15 protein-coding genes, 1 tRNA gene and 1 pseudogene are annotated in these 17,734 nt (G+C 69.0%); 9 read left to right on the forward strand and 8 right to left on the reverse strand.

The genetic code is table 11. The annotated features are described in order from the left end of the window. Window positions 1–48 precede the first annotated feature (48 nt). Both A5702_RS12625 and A5702_RS12630 read left to right on the forward strand, forming a co-directional pair. Window positions 49–504 (forward strand): Zn-ribbon domain-containing OB-fold protein, encoded by a 456-nt coding sequence (locus A5702_RS12625; RefSeq protein ID WP_055405545.1) that lies wholly within the window; start codon window positions 49–51, stop codon window positions 502–504. Further along, on the forward strand, window positions 501–1,700 hold the full coding sequence (locus A5702_RS12630) for a lipid-transfer protein (protein WP_055405544.1): 1,200 nt from the start codon (window positions 501–503) through the stop codon (window positions 1,698–1,700). The genes A5702_RS12625 and A5702_RS12630 overlap by 4 nt, the downstream gene beginning before the upstream one ends. Before the next feature lie 168 nt (window positions 1,701–1,868). On the opposite strand, the gene A5702_RS12635 is transcribed toward A5702_RS12630, so the two are convergent. Next, a complete protein-coding gene (locus tag A5702_RS12635) occupies window positions 1,869–2,483 on the reverse strand; it encodes an ANTAR domain-containing response regulator (RefSeq protein ID WP_156669602.1) in 615 nt (204 codons plus the stop codon). A 113-nt stretch (window positions 2,484–2,596) separates the two neighbouring features. Between A5702_RS12635 and A5702_RS12640 the strand changes: the two genes are divergently transcribed. Beyond that, window positions 2,597–2,673: transfer RNA gene (locus tag A5702_RS12640), tRNA-Leu, on the forward strand. Window positions 2,674–3,032: 359 nt separating this feature from the next. Here the strand turns inward: A5702_RS12640 and A5702_RS12645 are convergent. Then, complete coding sequence (locus A5702_RS12645; RefSeq protein ID WP_055404139.1) at window positions 3,033–3,221, reverse strand: hypothetical protein; 189 nt, start codon at window positions 3,219–3,221, stop codon at window positions 3,033–3,035. Between the two features lie 225 nt (window positions 3,222–3,446). Between A5702_RS12645 and A5702_RS12650 the strand changes: the two genes are divergently transcribed. From A5702_RS12650 to cydC, 6 genes and pseudogenes are all read left to right on the forward strand, one after another. Next, window positions 3,447–4,787 (forward strand): adenylate/guanylate cyclase domain-containing protein, encoded by a 1,341-nt coding sequence (locus A5702_RS12650; protein WP_055404138.1) that lies wholly within the window; start codon window positions 3,447–3,449, stop codon window positions 4,785–4,787. Between the two features lie 28 nt (window positions 4,788–4,815). Then, window positions 4,816–5,412 carry an HdeD family acid-resistance protein gene (locus tag A5702_RS12655; protein WP_156669603.1) on the forward strand — a complete coding sequence of 199 codons (597 nt, stop codon included), beginning with the start codon at window positions 4,816–4,818 and terminating at the stop codon, window positions 5,410–5,412. Window positions 5,413–5,498: 86 nt separating this feature from the next. Then, the gene (locus A5702_RS12660) at window positions 5,499–6,971 is read left to right on the forward strand and encodes a cytochrome ubiquinol oxidase subunit I (protein ID WP_067814993.1); all 1,473 of its coding nucleotides are present in this window, start codon (window positions 5,499–5,501) and stop codon (window positions 6,969–6,971) included. Window positions 6,972–6,997: 26 nt separating this feature from the next. Further along, window positions 6,998–8,038: a cytochrome d ubiquinol oxidase subunit II gene (cydB, locus tag A5702_RS12665; RefSeq protein WP_068221118.1), complete on the forward strand. Its 1,041-nt coding sequence runs from the start codon at window positions 6,998–7,000 to the stop codon at window positions 8,036–8,038. A gap of 62 nt (window positions 8,039–8,100) precedes the next feature. Then, window positions 8,101–9,714, forward strand: coding sequence for a thiol reductant ABC exporter subunit CydD (gene cydD, locus A5702_RS12670; RefSeq protein ID WP_068221120.1), 1,614 nt, complete (start codon window positions 8,101–8,103; stop codon window positions 9,712–9,714). Beyond that, window positions 9,701–11,406: pseudogene (gene cydC, locus A5702_RS12675) on the forward strand (thiol reductant ABC exporter subunit CydC). Before cydD ends, cydC begins: the two are co-directional and overlap by 14 nt. Here cydC and A5702_RS12680 read toward each other — a convergent pair. From A5702_RS12680 to trpA, 6 genes are all read right to left on the reverse strand, one after another. Continuing rightward, entirely contained in the window at window positions 11,340–12,737 is a 1,398-nt protein-coding gene (locus A5702_RS12680) for a bifunctional lysylphosphatidylglycerol flippase/synthetase MprF (protein ID WP_068221124.1), read from the reverse strand. The pseudogene cydC and the gene A5702_RS12680 overlap by 67 nt on opposite strands. Window positions 12,738–12,880: 143 nt before the next feature. Then, window positions 12,881–13,789, reverse strand: coding sequence for an acyl-CoA thioesterase II (locus A5702_RS12685; RefSeq protein ID WP_068221126.1), 909 nt, complete (start codon window positions 13,787–13,789; stop codon window positions 12,881–12,883). 47 nt (window positions 13,790–13,836) lie between these two features. Beyond that, entirely contained in the window at window positions 13,837–15,255 is a 1,419-nt protein-coding gene (pyk, locus tag A5702_RS12690) for a pyruvate kinase (protein WP_055404131.1), read from the reverse strand. Between the two features lie 75 nt (window positions 15,256–15,330). Beyond that, on the reverse strand, window positions 15,331–15,750 hold the full coding sequence (locus tag A5702_RS12695) for a DUF2752 domain-containing protein (RefSeq protein WP_055404130.1): 420 nt from the start codon (window positions 15,748–15,750) through the stop codon (window positions 15,331–15,333). A 38-nt stretch (window positions 15,751–15,788) separates the two neighbouring features. After that, window positions 15,789–17,156 carry a prolipoprotein diacylglyceryl transferase gene (locus A5702_RS12700; RefSeq protein ID WP_068221128.1) on the reverse strand — a complete coding sequence of 456 codons (1,368 nt, stop codon included), beginning with the start codon at window positions 17,154–17,156 and terminating at the stop codon, window positions 15,789–15,791. Beyond that, on the reverse strand, window positions 17,156–17,734 hold a 579-nt coding region (gene trpA / locus A5702_RS12705), incomplete at its 5' end, for a tryptophan synthase subunit alpha (RefSeq protein ID WP_068221130.1). The genes trpA and A5702_RS12700, both read right to left, overlap by 1 nt.

Genomic DNA, 17,734 nt, shown 5'->3' on the forward strand with positions numbered 1-17,734 from the left:
AACTGCAACACGTTTCAGTTTTGGATTGGCGCTGGGTAGTCTGGCCGAGTGCCAGAGGTCACCAGCCAACAACCCGCGATCGACGGATGGTTCGCCACCGACTCGACTACTGAGGGCGCCGGTCGCCCCCACCTGATCGGCGGGAAGTGCCCCGAGTGCGGCACCTACGTGTTCCCGCCGCGGGAGAACAACTGCCCCAACCCGGGCTGCGCCAGCGACACACTGGAGGCCGTCGCGTTGTCGACCCGCGGGACGCTGTGGAGCTACACCGAAAACCGGTACCCGCCGCCGGCGCCCTATCCCGCCCCGGATCCGTTCGAGCCGTTCGCGATTGCCGCCGTCGAGCTCGCCGACGAGGGACTCATCGTGCTGGGCAAGGTGGTCGAGGGCACCCTGGCCGCCGACCTGAAGGTCGGCATGGAGATGGAGCTGACCACGATGCCGCTGTTCGTTGACGACGACGGCGTGGAGCGGATCGTGCACGCTTGGAAGGTTGCGCCATGACTCCCGAACCGCTCTACATCCTCGGCGCCGGCATGCACCCATGGGGCAAGTGGGGCCGCGACTTCACCGAGTACGGCGTAGTGGCCGCCCGTGCCGCCCTGGCCGAGGCCGGCCTGGACTGGCGGCAGATCCAGCTGGTCGCCGGGGCCGACACCATCCGCAACGGCTACCCGGGCTTCATCGCCGGGTCGACGTTCGCCCAGAAGCTGGGCTGGAACGGCGTGCCGGTCAGCTCGAGCTACGCGGCGTGCGCCAGCGGGTCGCAGGCGCTGCAGAGCGCACGCGCCCAGATCCTGGCCGGGTTCTGCGACGTCGCGCTGGTGATCGGCGCCGACACCACGCCCAAGGGCGCGTTCGCCCCCGTCGGCGGGGAACGCAAGAACGACCCCGACTGGCAGCGGTTCCACCTGATCGGCGCGATGAACCCGGTGTACTTCGCGCTGCTGGCGCGCCGCCGGATGGACCTCTACGGCGCGACGCCCGACGACTTCGCCCAGGTGAAGGTGAAGAACTCCCGGCACGGGCTGCAGAACCCGAACGCCCGCTACCGCAAGGAGGCCTCGGCCGACGACGTGTTCGCCAGCCCGGTGGTGGCCGACCCGCTGCGCCAGCTCGACATCTGCGCCACCTCCGACGGCGCCGCGGCCCTGATCGTGGCCAGCGCCGAGTTCGCCCGCAAGCACCTCGGCTCGCTCGACGGCGTCCCGTCGGTGCGCGCGGTCAGCACGGTCACCCCCCGCTACCCCCAGCACCTACCCGAATTGCCCGACATCGCAACGGATTCCACCGCCGCCGTGCCCGCACCCGACCGGGTGTTCAAGGATCAGATCCTCGACGCGGCCTACGCCGAGGCGGGCATCGGGCCCGAGGACGTCAGCCTGGCCGAGGTGTACGACCTGTCCACCGCGCTGGAGCTCGACTGGTACGAGCACCTTGGGCTGTGCCCCAAGGGTGAGGCCGAGGCGCTGCTGCGCAGCGGCGCGACCACCATCGGCGGCAAGGTCCCGGTCAACCCCTCGGGCGGGCTGGCGTGCTTCGGGGAGGCCATCCCCGCGCAGGCCATCGCGCAGGTCTGCGAGCTCACCTGGCAGCTGCGCGGGCAGGCCACCGGCCGGCAGGTGGAGAACGCCACGGTCGGCGTCACCGCCAATCAGGGCCTGTTCGGTCACGGCTCGTCGGTGATCGTGGCGCGCTAGCTGTAAGCGGCCGCCGGGTCGACGGTCAGCGCGGCACGTCGCAACGCGGTTTACGAAATCCAGTGTGCGATGGCGGCTTTGCGCGTGCGCTCAGGGCGCGAATCCTGCGCTTCTGGCGCCCTGGACGCACGCTCGAGGCCCTGAGCGCACACTCGGCGGGTCGAAAAGCTACTCGTCCTCGGAGCCGAGGGTTTCCAGCACGACCTCGGCGACCCGCTTCATCGTGGTCCGCCGGTCCATCGCGGCGCGCTGAATCCACTTGAACGCCTCGGGTTCGGTCATGCCCTGCTTGGTCTGCAGCAGGCCCTTGGCGCGCTCGACGAGCTTGCGGGTCTCCAGCCGGTCGGACAGCGTGGCCACTTCGCGTTCCAGCTCGGTGATCTCGCTGAACCGGCTGACCGCCAACTCGATAGCCGGAATCAGGTCGCTGATCGTGAAGGGCTTGACCAGGTAGGCCATCGCCCCGGCGTCGCGGGCGCGCTCGACCAAGTCGCGCTGGCTGAACGCGGTCAACACGACGATCGGCGCGATGCGCTTGCTGGCGATCTCCGATGCCGCGTCGATCCCGTCGCGCCGCGGCATCTTCACGTCCATGATCACCAGGTCGGGTTGATGCTGCTCGGCCAGCTCGACGGCTTCCTGCCCGTCGCCGGCCTCCCCGACGATCTCGTAACCCTCCTCTCGCAGCATCTCGGCGAGGTCCATTCGGATGAGCGCTTCGTCTTCCGCGATCAGGACCCGGCGCGGCACGGCGGCGTCGGTGTCGGTCGTGGGGCCTGTCATGACGGACATTGTGTCGTGAACGCCTCGAACCAGCGACCTCGGGGGCGGTCAGGCGGCCGCCCGCGCCCGATCCTCTATGGTGGGAGGCTGCCTCTAAGGTAGGAGGCCGGCCAGCCCTCGTATCCCAACTGGCAGAGGAAACGGATTCAAAACCCGTCCAGTGTGAGTTCGAATCTCACCGAGGGCACCACCACGGCACTCGCCGCTCGTTCGCAATCGGCGCCTCCCCGCCCCCGCACCCGGCAAACCGGCTCGTGGCTAGCCGGCCGCTTTCCGGTACTCAAGTCCCGGCTCTCCAGCCACGCCAAAGCGTGGATGCGGTAAATGCCGCCAAATGCGTGCCAAAGGTATGGACTTCCGCGAATTTGAATACTCCGCGCATTTACCACCAGGCGCGAAATTCGGCGCGCGCTATGAATTCAATTTATTTCGCGACGGCGGCACGCGCGGGCCGAATTTATTGGCGACCGACCCCACCCCGCGGGCAAAAGATCCGGGACTCGACCGTCGCCGCGGGCCCTTTCCCAGGGGCCCAGGCGAGCCGCCTCGTCAGCGGCTGATGCACACCTGTTCTTCGGAGTGCACCACGTTGACCTGCATCGGATCACTCTGCATGGAGTCGGTTGCCACTCGCAACAACGAGGCCGCGCCGCCACATCCCACCCCGCACGCGGGGGTCGCCATCGCAATTCCCGCCAGGACCAGCACGAGCCCGATCTTCCTGCTGAGAATCCCCATGATGCGCCCCTTTGGTTAGAGGAACACGTGACCCACTTCACAGCCCGACATATGTTTAATAACACTTCGGACAAATTTTGAAACCCCCCAAACGCGAATTTTTTTTCGGAATTTTTTTTGCACCCGATACGGCCTGGCGCCAAAGCGGCCTCCGCCCCGGCGCCGCGGCCGCGTTTCCTCGGTCCAGGGGCCGACAAACACCGAGGTCAGCGTTACGCTGTCAGCGTGGCGGCTAAGAAGTGCGGCGCCCCACCGGTGGCAGATGGCTCAACGAGCCGCCCCGACTGCGTGGCAGCGGTGCGGGCGCAGACGCGCGACCGCAATCAGCACTACGCGGCCAGCGCCGCCCGCCGGGCCCGGATCCTGACCATCACCGCGTGGCTCGCCGTCATGGTGAGCGTGAGCTTCGTGCTGGTGCAGATCCTCAGCGGCACGTGGCTGTGGCAGGTCAGTTCGATCAACGTCCTCGGCGCCATGGTCTTCGCGATGGTCCCGTGGCTGCAGCGGTTCGGCGAACTGGTTGCGCCGCTTACCTTCCTGGGCGCGGCCTACGTGTCGGTGTTTGCCAGCTGTGTCGACGTCGGCACCGGTTCGGGGGCCGAGTTCTTCTTCCTGGTGGGCGCGTGCATCGTCGTGCTGCTGCTGGGAATCGAACACATCGTGTTGGCGTCCGCGCTCGCCGCGGTCGCCGCCGGCCTGATCATCGCCGTCGAGTTCCTGATCCCCCGCGACACCGGGCTGCAGCCGGCCTGGGTCCAGGCGGCCGGGTTCGTCGTCACGACGGTGTCCAGCGTGGTGATGGTCGTCGTCACCGTGTGGTTCGCCCTGCGCGACACCGCGCGCGCCGAGGCCGTAATGGAGGCGCAGTACGAGCGCTCGGAGGCGCTGCTGGCCAACATGTTGCCGGCCAGCATCGCCGAGCGGCTCAAGGAGCCCGGCCGCGGCATCATCGCCGACAAGTACGACGAAGCCTCCGTGTTGTTCGCCGACATCGTCGGCTTCACGGAGCGGGCCAGCGGCACGGCACCGGCGGAGCTGGTGCGCTTCCTCGACCACCTCTACAGCGCCTTCGACGCTCTCGTCGACAAGCACGGGCTCGAGAAGATCAAAGTCAGCGGCGATTCCTACATGGTGGTCAGCGGCGTTCCCCGCCCCCGGCCCGACCATGCCCAGGCGCTCGCGGACTTCGCGCTCGACATGGCCAATGTTGTGGCCGGACTTCAGGATCCGCACGGCAACCCGGTTCCGCTGCGGGTGGGGATGGCATGCGGGCCGGTGGTCGCCGGTGTCGTGGGGTCCCGCCGCTTCTTCTATGACGTGTGGGGCGACGCGGTCAACGTCGCGTCCCGGATGGAATCCACCGACTCGGCGGGCCGAATTCAGGTGCCCGAGGCCATGTACGAGCGCCTGCGGGACGAGTTCGTGCTGCAGGAGCGCGGCCACATCGACGTCAAAGGCAAAGGCCTGATGCGGACCTGGTACCTGATCGGGCGCAAGGCGCCCAGCGAAACCACCGACGTGACCACCGATCTGCTGGCCGCGGATTCGCGCACCGCCAACGTGTAACCCAAGTGCCCTATACCGGGGGCGGCGTTTGTGTCACACTGCGGCCATGCAAACCACACCTGGACCTCCCCCCGCTCCAAGTCTGTTGCCGCACCTGTGGAAATCGGCCCTGTTGTCGGGAATTCTGTCGCTGGCCCTCGGCGTCCTGGTGCTGGCGTGGCCCGGAATATCCATCGTCGTGGCCGCGACCGCCTTCGGCGTCTACCTGCTGATCACCGGCGCCGCACAGGTGTTCTTCGCCTTCAGCCTGCATGTCTCGGCGGGCAGCCGGATCCTGTTGTTCATCAGCGGTGCCGCCTCACTCATCCTGGCGCTGTTGGCGTTTCGCCATTTCGGTCAGGGCTACGCAATCCTGTTGCTGGCCATCTGGATTGGCATCGGGTTCATCTTCCGCGGCGTCGGCACGACGATCTCGGCCATCCAGGACCCGCTCCTACCCGGCCGGGGCTGGACGATTTTCATCGGCGTGATCAGTCTGCTCGCCGGCATCGTGGTCCTCGCTTCGCCGCTGGAATCGATTGTGACGCTGGCGCTCGTGGTCGGCGTGTGGTTCGTGGTGATCGGCATTTTCGAGATCATCTCCTCCTTCGGCATCCGCAAGGCTTCGCAGACGCTGACCGGTTGAGGGGCGACCGGTAGCGCCGGCCCCGGCACTTCTACTACACTTCGTAGTAGCCGTGCGTACGGCTCCGCAGTTTCGGGAGATGGCAGATGAATGTCGTCGATATTTCGCGGTGGCAGTTCGGTATCACTACCGTCTACCACTTCATCTTCGTGCCGCTCACCATCGGTTTGGCGCCGCTGCTGGCCGTCATGCAGACGGTGTGGGTGGCCACCGGCAACACCGCGTGGTACCGCCTCACGAAGTTCTTCGGCAAGGTGTTCCTGATCAACTTCGCCATCGGCGTGGCGACGGGGATCGTCCAGGAATTCCAGTTCGGGATGAACTGGAGCGAGTATTCGCGGTTCGTCGGCGACATCTTCGGCGCGCCGCTGGCGATGGAAGGCCTGTTCGCCTTCTTCTTCGAGTCGACGTTCATCGGGTTGTGGATCTTCGGGTGGGGCCGGCTGCCGAAGCTGATCCACCTCGCCTGCATCTGGATCGTCGCGATCGGTGTGAACGTGTCCGCCTTCTTCATTATCGTGGCGAACTCGTTCATGCAGCACCCGGTCGGCGCGCACTACAACCCGGCGACGCATCGCGCCGAGCTGGACAGCATCACCGCGCTGCTTGGCAATAACACTGCGCGGTGGGCGTTTACGCATACCGTCACCGGCGCGCTGCTGACCGCCGGGACGTTCGTCGCGGCGGTCAGCGCGTGGTTCCTGGTCCGGTCACGGCGCCCGGCGACGGCGACGCCTGCCGGTGAATCGGATGCGCGCACCATGTTCCGCCCGGCGGCGATCCTCGGCTGCTGGGTGGTGCTGCTCGCCGCGGCCGGCCTGTTCTTCACCGGCGACCGCCAGGGCAAGCTGATGTTCGTGCAGCAACCGATGAAGATGGCGTCGGCGGAGTCGTTGTGCAGCACCGCAACCGATCCGGACTTCTCCATCCTCACCGTCGGCACGCACAACAACTGCGACAGCATCACCCGCGTGATCGAGGTGCCCTACGTGTTGCCGTTCCTCGCCGAGGGCCGGACCAGCGACGTGACGCTGCAGGGCGTCCGGAACATCCAGCAGGACTTCGAGGGTCGGTTCGGCCCAAATGACTACCGGCCCAACCTGTTCGTCACCTACTGGTCGTTCCGCGCGATGATCGGGTTCCTCGCCGTCCCGGTGTTGTTCGCGCTGGCGGCGCTGTGGCTCACCCGCGGCGGCCGGGTGCCCAACCAGCGATGGCTGTCGTGGCTGGCGCTGGTGACCATTCCCACGCCGTTCCTGGCGAACATCTCCGGGTGGGTGTTCACCGAGATGGGCAGGCAGCCATGGATCGTCGCGCCGAATCCGACCGGGGACCAACAGGTTCGGTTCACCGTCCGGGAGGCCGTCTCACACCTGGCTCCCGGCATGGTCATCACCTCGCTGGTCACCTTCACCCTCGTCTACGCGGTGCTCGCGGTCCTGTGGTTCTGGTTGCTCAAGCGGTACATCACCGAGGGCCCGCGGGAACACGACGCCGAACCGGCCCCCGCGCCGGCACCCGGCGACGACGAGGTGGCGCCGCTTTCGTTCGCCTACTAGGCCCGAGCACGGAAAGGAGCTGACCGATGGGACTGCAGCAGTTGTGGTTCGGCATCATCGGGTTGCTGTTCCTCGGTTTCTTCGTCCTGGAGGGCTTCGACTTCGGCGTGGGCATGCTGATGGAACCGCTCGCCCGGGTCGGCGTCGGCGAGGCCGAACCCATCCGGCGCACGGCGCTCAACACGATCGGTCCGGTGTGGGACGGCAACGAGGTGTGGCTGATCGTCGGCGGCGCAGCGATGTTCGCCGCGTTCCCCGGCTGGTACGCCACGGTGTTCTCCACGCTGTATCTTCCGCTGCTGGCCATCCTGTTCGGCATGATCTTGCGCGCGGTGGCGATCGAGTGGCGCGGCAAGGTCGACGACACGAAGTGGCGGGGCTGGGCCGATTTCGGCATCGCCGCCGGTTCCTGGCTGCCCGCCATCCTGTGGGGCGTGGCGTTCGCCATCCTGGTCCGCGGCCTCCCCGTGGACGCGACCGGCGACGTCCACCTGTCGGTCACCGACGTGCTCAACGCCTACACCCTGTTGGGCGGCTTGGCGACGGCCGGGCTGTTTCTGTTCTACGGCGCGGTGTTCATCTCGCTGAAGACCTCCGGCTCCATCCGCGACGACGCCCACCGGCTGGCGGTGTGGCTGTCGGTCCCGGCGACCGCACTGGTGGCGGGATTCGGGATCTGGACGCAGCTGGCCTACGGCAAGCAGTGGACCTGGCTGGTGCTGGCGGTCGCGGTGGTGGCGCAGCTGACCGCCGTGCTGGTGGTGTGGCGGCGCGCCTCCGACGGCTGGGCGTTTGCGAGCACCGCGATGGTCATTGTGGCGGTGGTGATCCTGTTGTTCGGCGCGCTCTACCCCAACCTGGTGCCCTCCACGCTGAACAAGCAATGGAGCCTGACGATCTACAACGCCTCGTCGACGCCGTACACCCTCAAGGTGATGACGTGGGTGACCGCGTTCATGGCCCCGCTGACGGTGGTCTACCAGGCATGGTCGTATTGGGTGTTCCGGCAACGGATTTCCGCGGATCGGATACCGCCGTCCATCGGGCTGGCGAGGCGCGCGTCCTGAGCGCACCCGGCTCGCGAGCGCGGGGCCCCGTGGACCCGCGGCTCTGGCGGGCATCGACGGCCTTGCGCCGCTACCTGAGCGCCACGGTCTGTTGCGGCGTGGTCATCTCCGGCTGCGCGATCGGCTCGGCGATCGTGCTGGCGCGCGTGGTCGCCCGCGCGGTGAGCGATCACGGGGCGCCCGGTCTGCGGGCCTGGCTCGGCCCGTTGTCGATTCTGGTGCTGCTGTGGACCATTCGCACGGTCGCGCACTGGCTGCAAGCGCGGTTGGGCCAGCGGGGCGCCAGCGCAGTCATCGCCGACCTGTCCGGTCAGGTGCTGACGGCGGTGACCGCCCGCCAGCCCGGTGAGCTCGCCGCCCAACGGGATGCCGCCGCGGTGGTGGTCACCCGGGGTCTCGACGGCCTGCGGCCCTACTTCACCGGGTACCTGCCGACGTTGCTGCTCGCCGCGATCCTGACCCCGGCGACGGTCGCCGTGATCGCGGTGTACGACCTCAAGTCGGCGGCCATCGTGGCGATCACCCTGCCGCTCATCCCGATCTTCATGGTGCTGATCGGCCTGGCGACGGCCGACCGGTCCGCGGCGGCCCTGGCCGCCATGACGACGCTGCAGGGGCGGCTGCTCGATCTCATCGCCGGGATCCCCACGCTGCGGGCCCTGGGCCGCGGCCGAGGCCCGGAGCGCCGCATCGCCGAACTCGCTGCGGCGCATCGCCGCTCGGCCATGGCGACGCTGCGGATCGCCTTCCTGTCGGCGCTGGTGCTGGAATTGCTGGCGACACTCGGGGTCGCGCTGATCGCGGTGGGGATCGGGCTGCGGCTGGTGTTCGGCGAGATGACGCTGGCGACCGGCCTCACGGTGCTGTTGCTGGCACCCGATGTCTATTGGCCGTTGCGCCGGATCGGCGTGGAATTCCATGCCGCGCAGGACGGCAGGACCGCCGCCGACAGGGCCTTCGCGCTCATCGGCGAGCCGGCCCGAACGACGACGCCACATCGGACGGTGACCGCCCGCGGCGCCGAGATCCGCCTCGACGCGCTCGGCGTGGCCGGGCGCGACGGCGACGCGCCGTGCGGGCTCACCGCGCTCATCGAGCCGGGCTCGGTGACGGTGCTGACCGGGCGCAACGGCGCCGGCAAAAGCACGGCCGTGCAGGCGATCATCGGTATCACCGCGCCGTCGTCGGGCCGGGTCACGGTGGGCGGCATCGACGTGGCCGATCTCGAGCCGGGCGCGTGGTGGCGCCAGCTGTCCTGGCTGCCGCAACGCCCGGCGCTGATCCCGGGCACCGTCCGGGACAACCTCGCGCTCTTCGGCGACCTCAGTGATCTCGAAAGCGCCTGCGCCGCATCCGACTTCGATGCGGTGCTGGCCGATCTGCCCGACGGGCTGGACAGCGCGCTCGGCCGCGGCGGCGTCGGCCTGTCGCTGGGTCAGCGACAGCGACTCGGCCTGGCCCGGGCGCTCGGGTCGTCCGCGGCCGTGCTGTTGCTCGACGAGCCCACCGCGCACCTGGACGCCCGCGCCGAGGAACGGGTGCTGCGGGCCATCGTGGACCGCGCCCGTTCCGGCGCCACCGTGGTGGTCGTCGGGCACCGCGCACCGGTGCTGGCCATCGGTGACCGGGTGGTGGAGGTGGCCGCCGGCAGGGGGGCGCGTTATGCCCCGGTCTGATCCGTTGTTGTCCGCCCTGCCGCTGCTGCGCCCGCGGCTCCCCCGCATGCTGGCGGCGGTCGCGCTGGGCGCGCTGTCGCTGGGCAGTGCGCTGGCGCTGGCCGGCGTGTCGGCCTGGCTCATCACGCGGGCCTGGCAGATGCCGCCCGTGCTGGACCTGTCGATCGCGGCCGTCGCGGTGCGCGCGTTCGCGATTTCGCGTGGCGTGCTGCACTACTGCGAGCGATTGGTGACCCACGACGCCGCCCTGCGCGCGGCCGGTAGCGCCCGCACGGGGATCTATCACCGGCTGGCCCACGGACCGGCGGCGGCCACCGCCCGGCTGCACAGCGGCGAACTGGTCACCCGGGTGGGCTCCGACGTCGAAGAGCTGGCCAACGTGTTGGTGCGCGCCGTGGTGCCGATCGGGGTCGCGGCGGTGCTGGCGCTGGCGGCGACCGCGGTTGTCGCGGTGATCTCGCCGCCCGCCGCGGCGGTGCTGGCGGTCTGCCTGCTCATCGCGGGCGTCGTCGCCCCGCGGCTGGCCGCCAACGCGGCGGCCAGGCAGGAAATCGTTGCCCGGCAGCATCATTCCGAGCGTGACACCTCGGCGATGATCGCTCTGGAACACGCGCCCGAGCTTCGCGTCGCGGGGCTGCTGCCCCGCGTGATCGCCGAATCTCAACGCGGCCAACGGGCCTGGGGTGCGGCCCTCGACGCGGCCGCGAGGCCGGCCGCCGTCGCCGAAGCCGTGCCGACGGCCGCGATCGGGGCCAGCGTGCTGGGCGCGGTGCTGGCCGGGATCGCTTTGGCACCCTCGGTCGCGCCCACCACGCTGGCCGTCCTGATGTTGTTGCCGCTGTCCGCGTTCGAGGCGATGACCCCCTTGCCGGCCACCGCGGTCCAGCTGACGCGCTCGCGCATCGCCGCGCGCCGGCTGCTCGACCTGACCGCGACCGACCCCCCGGAACCCGGAAAGCCCACCGCGGCCCCGCCCGGGCCCGCCGCCGTGCTGTCCGCCGACATCCGGTCCGGCCACGCCGCGGCCCGGTCGAACCGCGCCACGGTGGACCTGCCGCCGGGTTCGCGGCTGGCCGTCACCGGCCCCAGCGGATCCGGCAAGACCACGCTGTTGATGACCCTCGCCGGCCTGCTGCCCCCGGCGCAGGGGCGGGTGACGCTCGACGGCACCGACCTGACCGAGTTCGACGAGGACGACTTGCGCCGCGCCGTCAGCTTTTTCGCCGAGGACGCGCACCTGTTCGCCACCACCGTCCGGGACAACCTGCTGGTCGCCCGCGGCGACTGCCGCGACGACGAGTTGGCGGCCGCGCTGGACGCCGTCGGGCTGGGCGGCTGGCTCGCCGGCTTGCCCGACGGCCTGTCGACGGTGTTGACCGGTGGCGCACAAGGGCTTTCGGGCGGTCAGCGCCGGCGCCTGCTGCTGGCGCGGGCCGTGCTCTCACCCGCCCGAATCGTGTTGCTCGACGAGCCGACCGAGCATCTGGACGCCGCCGACGCGGAACCGATCCTGCGCGAGCTGCTGGGGCCGGCGGCCGCCTTGCTGCCCGCCGATCGGACCGTGGTGGTGGCGACTCATCACTTGCCCGACGACATCGGCTGTCGCCGGCTGCACATCGATGCGCTCAGAGATGCCGCCGGCGCGGCATGAACTCCAGCGACAGCAGCACTATCAACAGCTGGACGATCTGAGTCATCGAGACCAGCGCGTAGCGCCGGGCATCCAGCGCGTGGAACTTGCGCACGTACCGGTACAGCGACTCGAGCGCGATCAACGGGTCGAGGACATGGATCAACCGATAAAAGACCCGCTGCAGGCGGCTGCGGTTCTTTTCGTCGAAGATCTCCGGGAAGGCCGCGAACGCGAGCGAAAGCCGTTGTGCCCCACTCTCTTTGCTGGCCATGATCATGTCGATGCTGAGCCGTTCGTCGATGCCGTTGGGCGCCCCGCGCCGGCGCCACGGCACGTCGAGGGTGATGTCGCTGCCGCCGCCGGCCGTCGCGTACCGGTGAAATCCCTGCACCTTGCCCGAGGCGTCCCTGGCGATGATCAGCTGGATGCCCGGGAACCGGCCCTCCAGCACGCCGTCCAGGTTCATGTGGAAGCCGCGGTCGGCGTGGGCCGCCTTGCTCGACGACCGCACCACCTCGGTCAGCTCGGCGAGCCGCCTGTCGTCGAGTTCCTGTTCGGCGACGATCTCGGTGGTGACGCCGCAATTGTGGGAACGCTTGACGGCCTGACGCAGGTTGCGGAACTTGCGGCCCACCATGTCGAACCGGGTGACGTCGACGACCACGTCGCGCCCGATCGGCACGGCGCGCAGCGACTGTCCGATCACCGCGGTGTCGTTCCACAAGGCGAGCCGCCGCTCGCCGCAGCCGACCACCGCGATGCGCCAGCCGTGGGTGTGGCACATGGCGGCGAAGTCGGCGACCAGCTCGGGGAATCGGGTCTCATCGCCGATCGGGTCACCGCTCACCACCGCGATGCCCAGGCGCGTCCGGTAGGCCAGCGCCGCGTTGCCGTCCGCGGTGAAGTGGTAGCTCTTGCCGGTCTGCATCGTGAACGGGGCGAGCGGGTCGTCCCTGGTGGCCTGGATCAATTTCCAGACCCGCGGCAGGTCCTCGGGGCGCGGGTGCGACGACGTCGGCCACATCAGCACCATGCCCGAACTGGCGATCACCAGGTCGCCAAGCAGGTCGAAGGACAGCACGTGCAGGCCGAGACCCGCCAGCACGAACAGGGCCGCCGCGACGGCGTGCAACGCCGTCACGGGACGGCCCAGGAAAATGCCGCGGGCGATCCACGCCACCGCGACCAGCACCGTCAGCGACCAGGCCAACCGATCGGTGTAGTGCCACGCCGGCTGGTGGTGGTGGCGGACCAGGATTTCGGCCAGCCAGCAGGTGGCGCTCAACAGGGCCAGCGCGCCGATCAGCCGGGCCGCCCGCGAATCGACGGAGACGACCACGCGTTCGCGCGCGCGGGCCTTCGCTGAGACGTCGACCACCGGCCCGCTCACACTCACCTCCCGATGCGCTGACGCTCCAGCTGGGCGGCTGGTTGCCGCCGCTGCACCGAATACCCGGCTGCTACGAACTTACGCCCGATCCCGGCCCTGCCGGGCCCGATTCACGCCGATGTCCTGCGGGTATTCCGCCCTGTCTATCGGCCCGACGGCGGAAAGTATTTCAGCACCCCTTCTTGCACCACCGTCGCCAGCAGCTGTCCGGAACGATCGAAGAAGTGACCGGTGCCCAGCCCGCGCGAGTCCGCGGCCACCGGCGACGACGTCGAATACAGCACCCAGTCGCCGAAGTTGACCGGCCGGTGAAACCAGACGGAATGGTTGGCGGATGCGGCGAAGATGCGGTCGAACCCCCAGGACAGCCCGTGGGTGGTGATCACGGAGTCCAGCACCGTGGTGTCCGAGGAGTACACCATGGTGGCGGTGTGCAGGACCGGGTCGCCGGGCAGCGGGCCGCCGGCCTTCATCCACACGCGGTTGTGCGGGAGCCGATCGCCCTTCTCGCGCATCACCCAGGCCGGGTCGTTGGTGTAGCGCCATTCGATCGGCTGCAGCGCGTTGACGAAGTGCGGGACGGTCTCCTCGTAACCGCGCAGCAGCTCGCCGATCGGCGGCTGCGTTTCGGGCTCCCCCACCTGCGGCGGGTCGACGCCGTGTTCGAGGCCGCGGCCGCCCGCCATGTAGGAGATCATCGCCGACGACAGCAGCATGCCGTCCTGCACGGCGTCGACGCGCCGATTGGCGAAGCGCCGCTCGTCGCGCAGGCGGGTGACGTGGAATTCGAGGTCCTTGCCGGTGTCGCCGCCGTTGATGAAGTGCACGGACAGCGCGCTGGGCGGCAGGTCCTCCCGAACCAGCGTGCGGCTGCTCGCCACGAACGATTGGGCCATCAGCTGACCACCGAATGTCCGCATCGGGTTCTTGCTGGGATGAGACCCGACGAACCGGTCGTCGGCGACCCGGTTGAGGTCGAGAATGGCCAGCAATTCCTCGAAATCAGAATTGGTGCTGATCGCGGCCTCTCCTTCGGGTCGGGCTAGCTTCATTGCCCGACTCCTCCTCGGTCCGCTACACGGACCGCATCGTCGTCGGGCTAGACGTCGTCTTCCCCGATCCGGTGCACGTGGATGAGGTTGGTCGACCCTACTGTGCCAGGTGGCGCGCCGGCCACGATCACCACCAGGTCACCGCGCTTGTAGCGACCGAGTTCCAGCAACGACTTGTCGACCTGGCGAATCATGCCGTCGGTGGAGGTCATCATCGGGACGATGAACGTCTCGGTGCCCCAGGTCATGGCGAGTTGGCTGCGCACCTCGGGCCAGGCGGTGAAGGCCAGCAGCGGCAACGGGGTGTGCAGGCGCGCCAGCCGCTTGACGGTGTCCCCGGATTGGGTGAAGGCGACCAGCGCCTTGGCGTCGAGGCGCTCGCCGATGTCGCGGGCGGCGTAGGAGATCACCCCGCGCTTGGTGCGCGGCACGTGCGTCAGCGGCGGGGCGGCGGTGGAGTTGTCCTCGACGGCGCAGATGATGCGCGACATGGTGCGGACGGCCGCCAGCGGGTACTTGCCCACTGACGTCTCCCCGGACAGCATCACCGCGTCCGCGCCGTCGAGCACGGCGTTGGCGACGTCGGAGGCCTCGGCGCGCGTCGGCCGGGAATTCTCGATCATCGACTCGAGCATCTGGGTCGCCACGATGACGGGTTTGGCGTTCTCCCGGGCCATCTGGATGGCCCGCTTCTGCACCAGCGGCACCTCCTCGAGCGGCAGCTCGACGCCCAGGTCGCCGCGCGCCACCATGATGGCGTCGAACGCGAGCACGATCGCTTCCAGATTGTCGACGGCCTCCGGCTTCTCCAGCTTGGCGATCACCGGCACCCGCCGGCCGACCCGGTCCATCACCTCATGGACCAGCTCGACGTCCGACGGCGAGCGCACGAAGGACAGCGCGACCAGGTCGACCCCGAGGTCGAGCGCGAACGTGAGATCCTCGATGTCCTTCTCCGACAAGGCCGGTGCGGACACGTTCATGCCGGGCAGCGACATGCCCTTGTTGTTGCTGACCGGGCCGCCCTCGACGACGGTGCAGAAAACGTCGTCGCCGTCGATGGCATCGACGACCAGACCGACGTTGCCGTCATCGACCAGCACCCGGTCACCGACGACCGCATCCTCGGCCAGCCTCTTGTAGGTGGTCGACACCCGGTCGTGCGTGCCCTCGCAATCCGCGACGGTGATGCACACGGTTTCGCCGTCGGCCCAGTACGTGGAACCGGTGGCGAATCGCCCCAGCCGGATCTTGGGTCCCTGCAGATCGGCGAGCACACCGACCGCGCGCCCGGTGGTGTCGGACGCGGCCCGCACCCGCTCGTAGGCGGCCTTGTGGTCGGAGTAGTCGCCATGACTGAAGTTCAACCGGGCGACGTCCATTCCCGCCTCGACCAGCGCCAGAATCAGCTCGTCCGAATTCGTCGCAGGGCCAAGGGTGCAGACGATCTTCCCGCGTCTACTCACGCCGAACCAGCATAGTCGGGTGGGCCCCCCGCGGTCCGACGGAACGGGGTGTTGCCAGGTGAGCGATCGGCCACGCTAAACCGCGGGAAACAGCGGAAAGCCGGGCAGGTTACGCAGCACCGTCCACGCGATGACGGCGACCGCCATCGCCAGCCAGGCCGGCGTTGACAGCGCCGGTTGGCCGCGGCGCCGGCGCACCAGCAGCCATCCGGCCAGCATCGGAATGCCGACCAGCAGGAAGATGTTGTCGTTGACGGCGGCGATCAGGTCGCCGTGCAGCAGGTCGTGCGTCATGCGCAGGCCACCGCAGAACGGGCAATTCCAGCCGGTGAGCCATTTGAAGGGGCACTGCGGATACACCGAATTCGTGTTGTGCGGGTCCACCAGGGCGACGTAGCCGAGCGCGCCGCCCAGCACCACGGCGGTACCCGCGGCGATGTATCGGCGCTGACGCCGCTGTTCCACCGGTTGTCCGGCGGAATCGGTTTGCGTCACGCTCTCAGCATGCCAGACCGCGCCGGCCACCAGCGGTGCTACGGCCGGTTCCTGCGCAGCCGCCAGCGGCTGCGGGTTGCCTTATACGGCTCGGCGGTCGCGGCGGGTTCGGCGGAGTCATGCGCCGACTTCGGCTCGGGCTCGTCGGCTTCGGGCTCTGCGGCTTCTTCGGTTTCGGCTTCGGGTTCGTCGGGTTCTTCGGCTTCGTCGGGCTCTTCGGCTTCTTCGGGCCCTTCGGGTTCGGCCTCGTCCGCCTCTTCCGCTTCTGCCTCGGGCTCTTCCGCCGCAGTCTCTTTAGCTTCGGGCTCTTCGGCTTCGGGCTCTTCGGCCTCGTCCTCGTCGGCGTCTTCGGGTTCTTCGGCGACTTCGGGCTCTTCGGGCTCTTCGGCCTCGTGCTCGTCGGCGTCTTCGGGTTCTTCGGCGACTTCGGCCTCGTCCGCCTTGCCGTCATCGTCGTCGGCGGCCGTCGCAACCGTCGCGGTCGCCGTGCCGGCCGCGGCAACGGTCGCGAGCTCACGCGCCGGTTCCTTCGCGGCCTCCTCGTTACCACGCAGGCTCTCGGGGTCCTCTCGGCCCTTGGGCGCGACCATGATGTACACCACGGCGCCGATGAACACGAAAGTCGATGTGAACGAATTGATCCGGATGCCCGCGATGTGCGTGGCGGTGTCATCGCGCAGCAATTCGACGCCGAACCGCCCGATGCAGTAGCTGGCCACGTACAGCGCGAACAGCCGCCCGTGGCCGAGCGTGAATCGCCGGTCCGCGTAGATCAGAATGGCGAAAACCAGGACGTTCCAAATCAATTCGTACAGGAACGTCGGCTGCACGACGAGCGCCACCTGCCCGGTCGAGACGCCGTCCAACGAGTGCGGGTCGACGTATCCCGAGGGGTCTCGGCGATAGAAGATCTCCAGCCCCCACGGCAGCGTGGTTTCGCGGCCGTAGAGCTCCTGGTTGAAGTAGTTGCCCAGCCGGCCGATGGCCTGCGCCAGGACGAGGCCGGGGGCCACCGCGTCGGTGAAGGCGGGCAGCGGGATGCCGCGCCGCCGGCAGGCGATCCACGCGCCCACGCAACCGAGCGCCACCGCGCCCCAGATGCCCAGCCCGCCGTCCCAAATGCGCACGGCCGCACCGATGCCGGCGCCGCCCGGGCCCCAGTACGTTCGCCAGTCGGTGGCCAGGTGATACAGCCGGCCGCCCACCAACCCGAACGGCACGACCCACAACGCGATGTCATAGATGACGCCGCGCTGGCCGCCGCGGGCCTCCCACCGGCGGTCGCCGATCAGCAGCGCCACCACGATGCCGATGATGATGAACAACGCGTAGGCGCGGATGGGCAGCGGCCCGAGGTGCCACACCCCCTGGGGCGGGCTGGGGAAGTACGTCGGCGGCATCGTCATCAGGTCGCCGCCCGCTGCCGGACGCCGGCGGCCAGTTCCTCGGTCAGCGCGCGCAACGCGGGCAACCCGCCGTCTCCGAGCGCCGACACCAGCGCCGAACCAACGATGACCCCGTCGGCGTAGCTGCCGATCTGGGCGGCCTGCTCCCGCGACCGCACCCCCAGGCCGACGCCGACCGGTATGTCCGACACCGCCTTGACCCGCTGCACCAATTCCGGCGCAGCATGCGACACGGCGTCGCGCGCTCCGGTTACCCCCATCGTGGAAGCAGCGTAGACGAATCCGCGCGACGCCTCGACCGTCATCGCCAGGCGCTGCGGCGTCGACGACGGCGCCACCAGAAAAATGCGATCCAACCGATGCTCCTCAGCCGCCGCCAGCCACCGTCCGGCTTCGTCGGGGATGAGGTCCGGGGTGATCAGGCCCTGTCCGCCGGCCGACGCGAGATCCCGCGCGAACGCGTCGACCCCGTAACGCAACACGGGATTCCAGTAGGTCATCACCACGGCGCGCCCGCCGGCCGCGCTGCAAGGGGGGGTGCGGGTGCGGGACACGCTCGCCGCGGTCGAGGCGATCAG

It is taken from the genome of Mycobacterium sp. E3339, assembly GCF_001666915.1.
Classification (GTDB): Bacteria; Actinomycetota; Actinomycetes; order Mycobacteriales; family Mycobacteriaceae; genus Mycobacterium.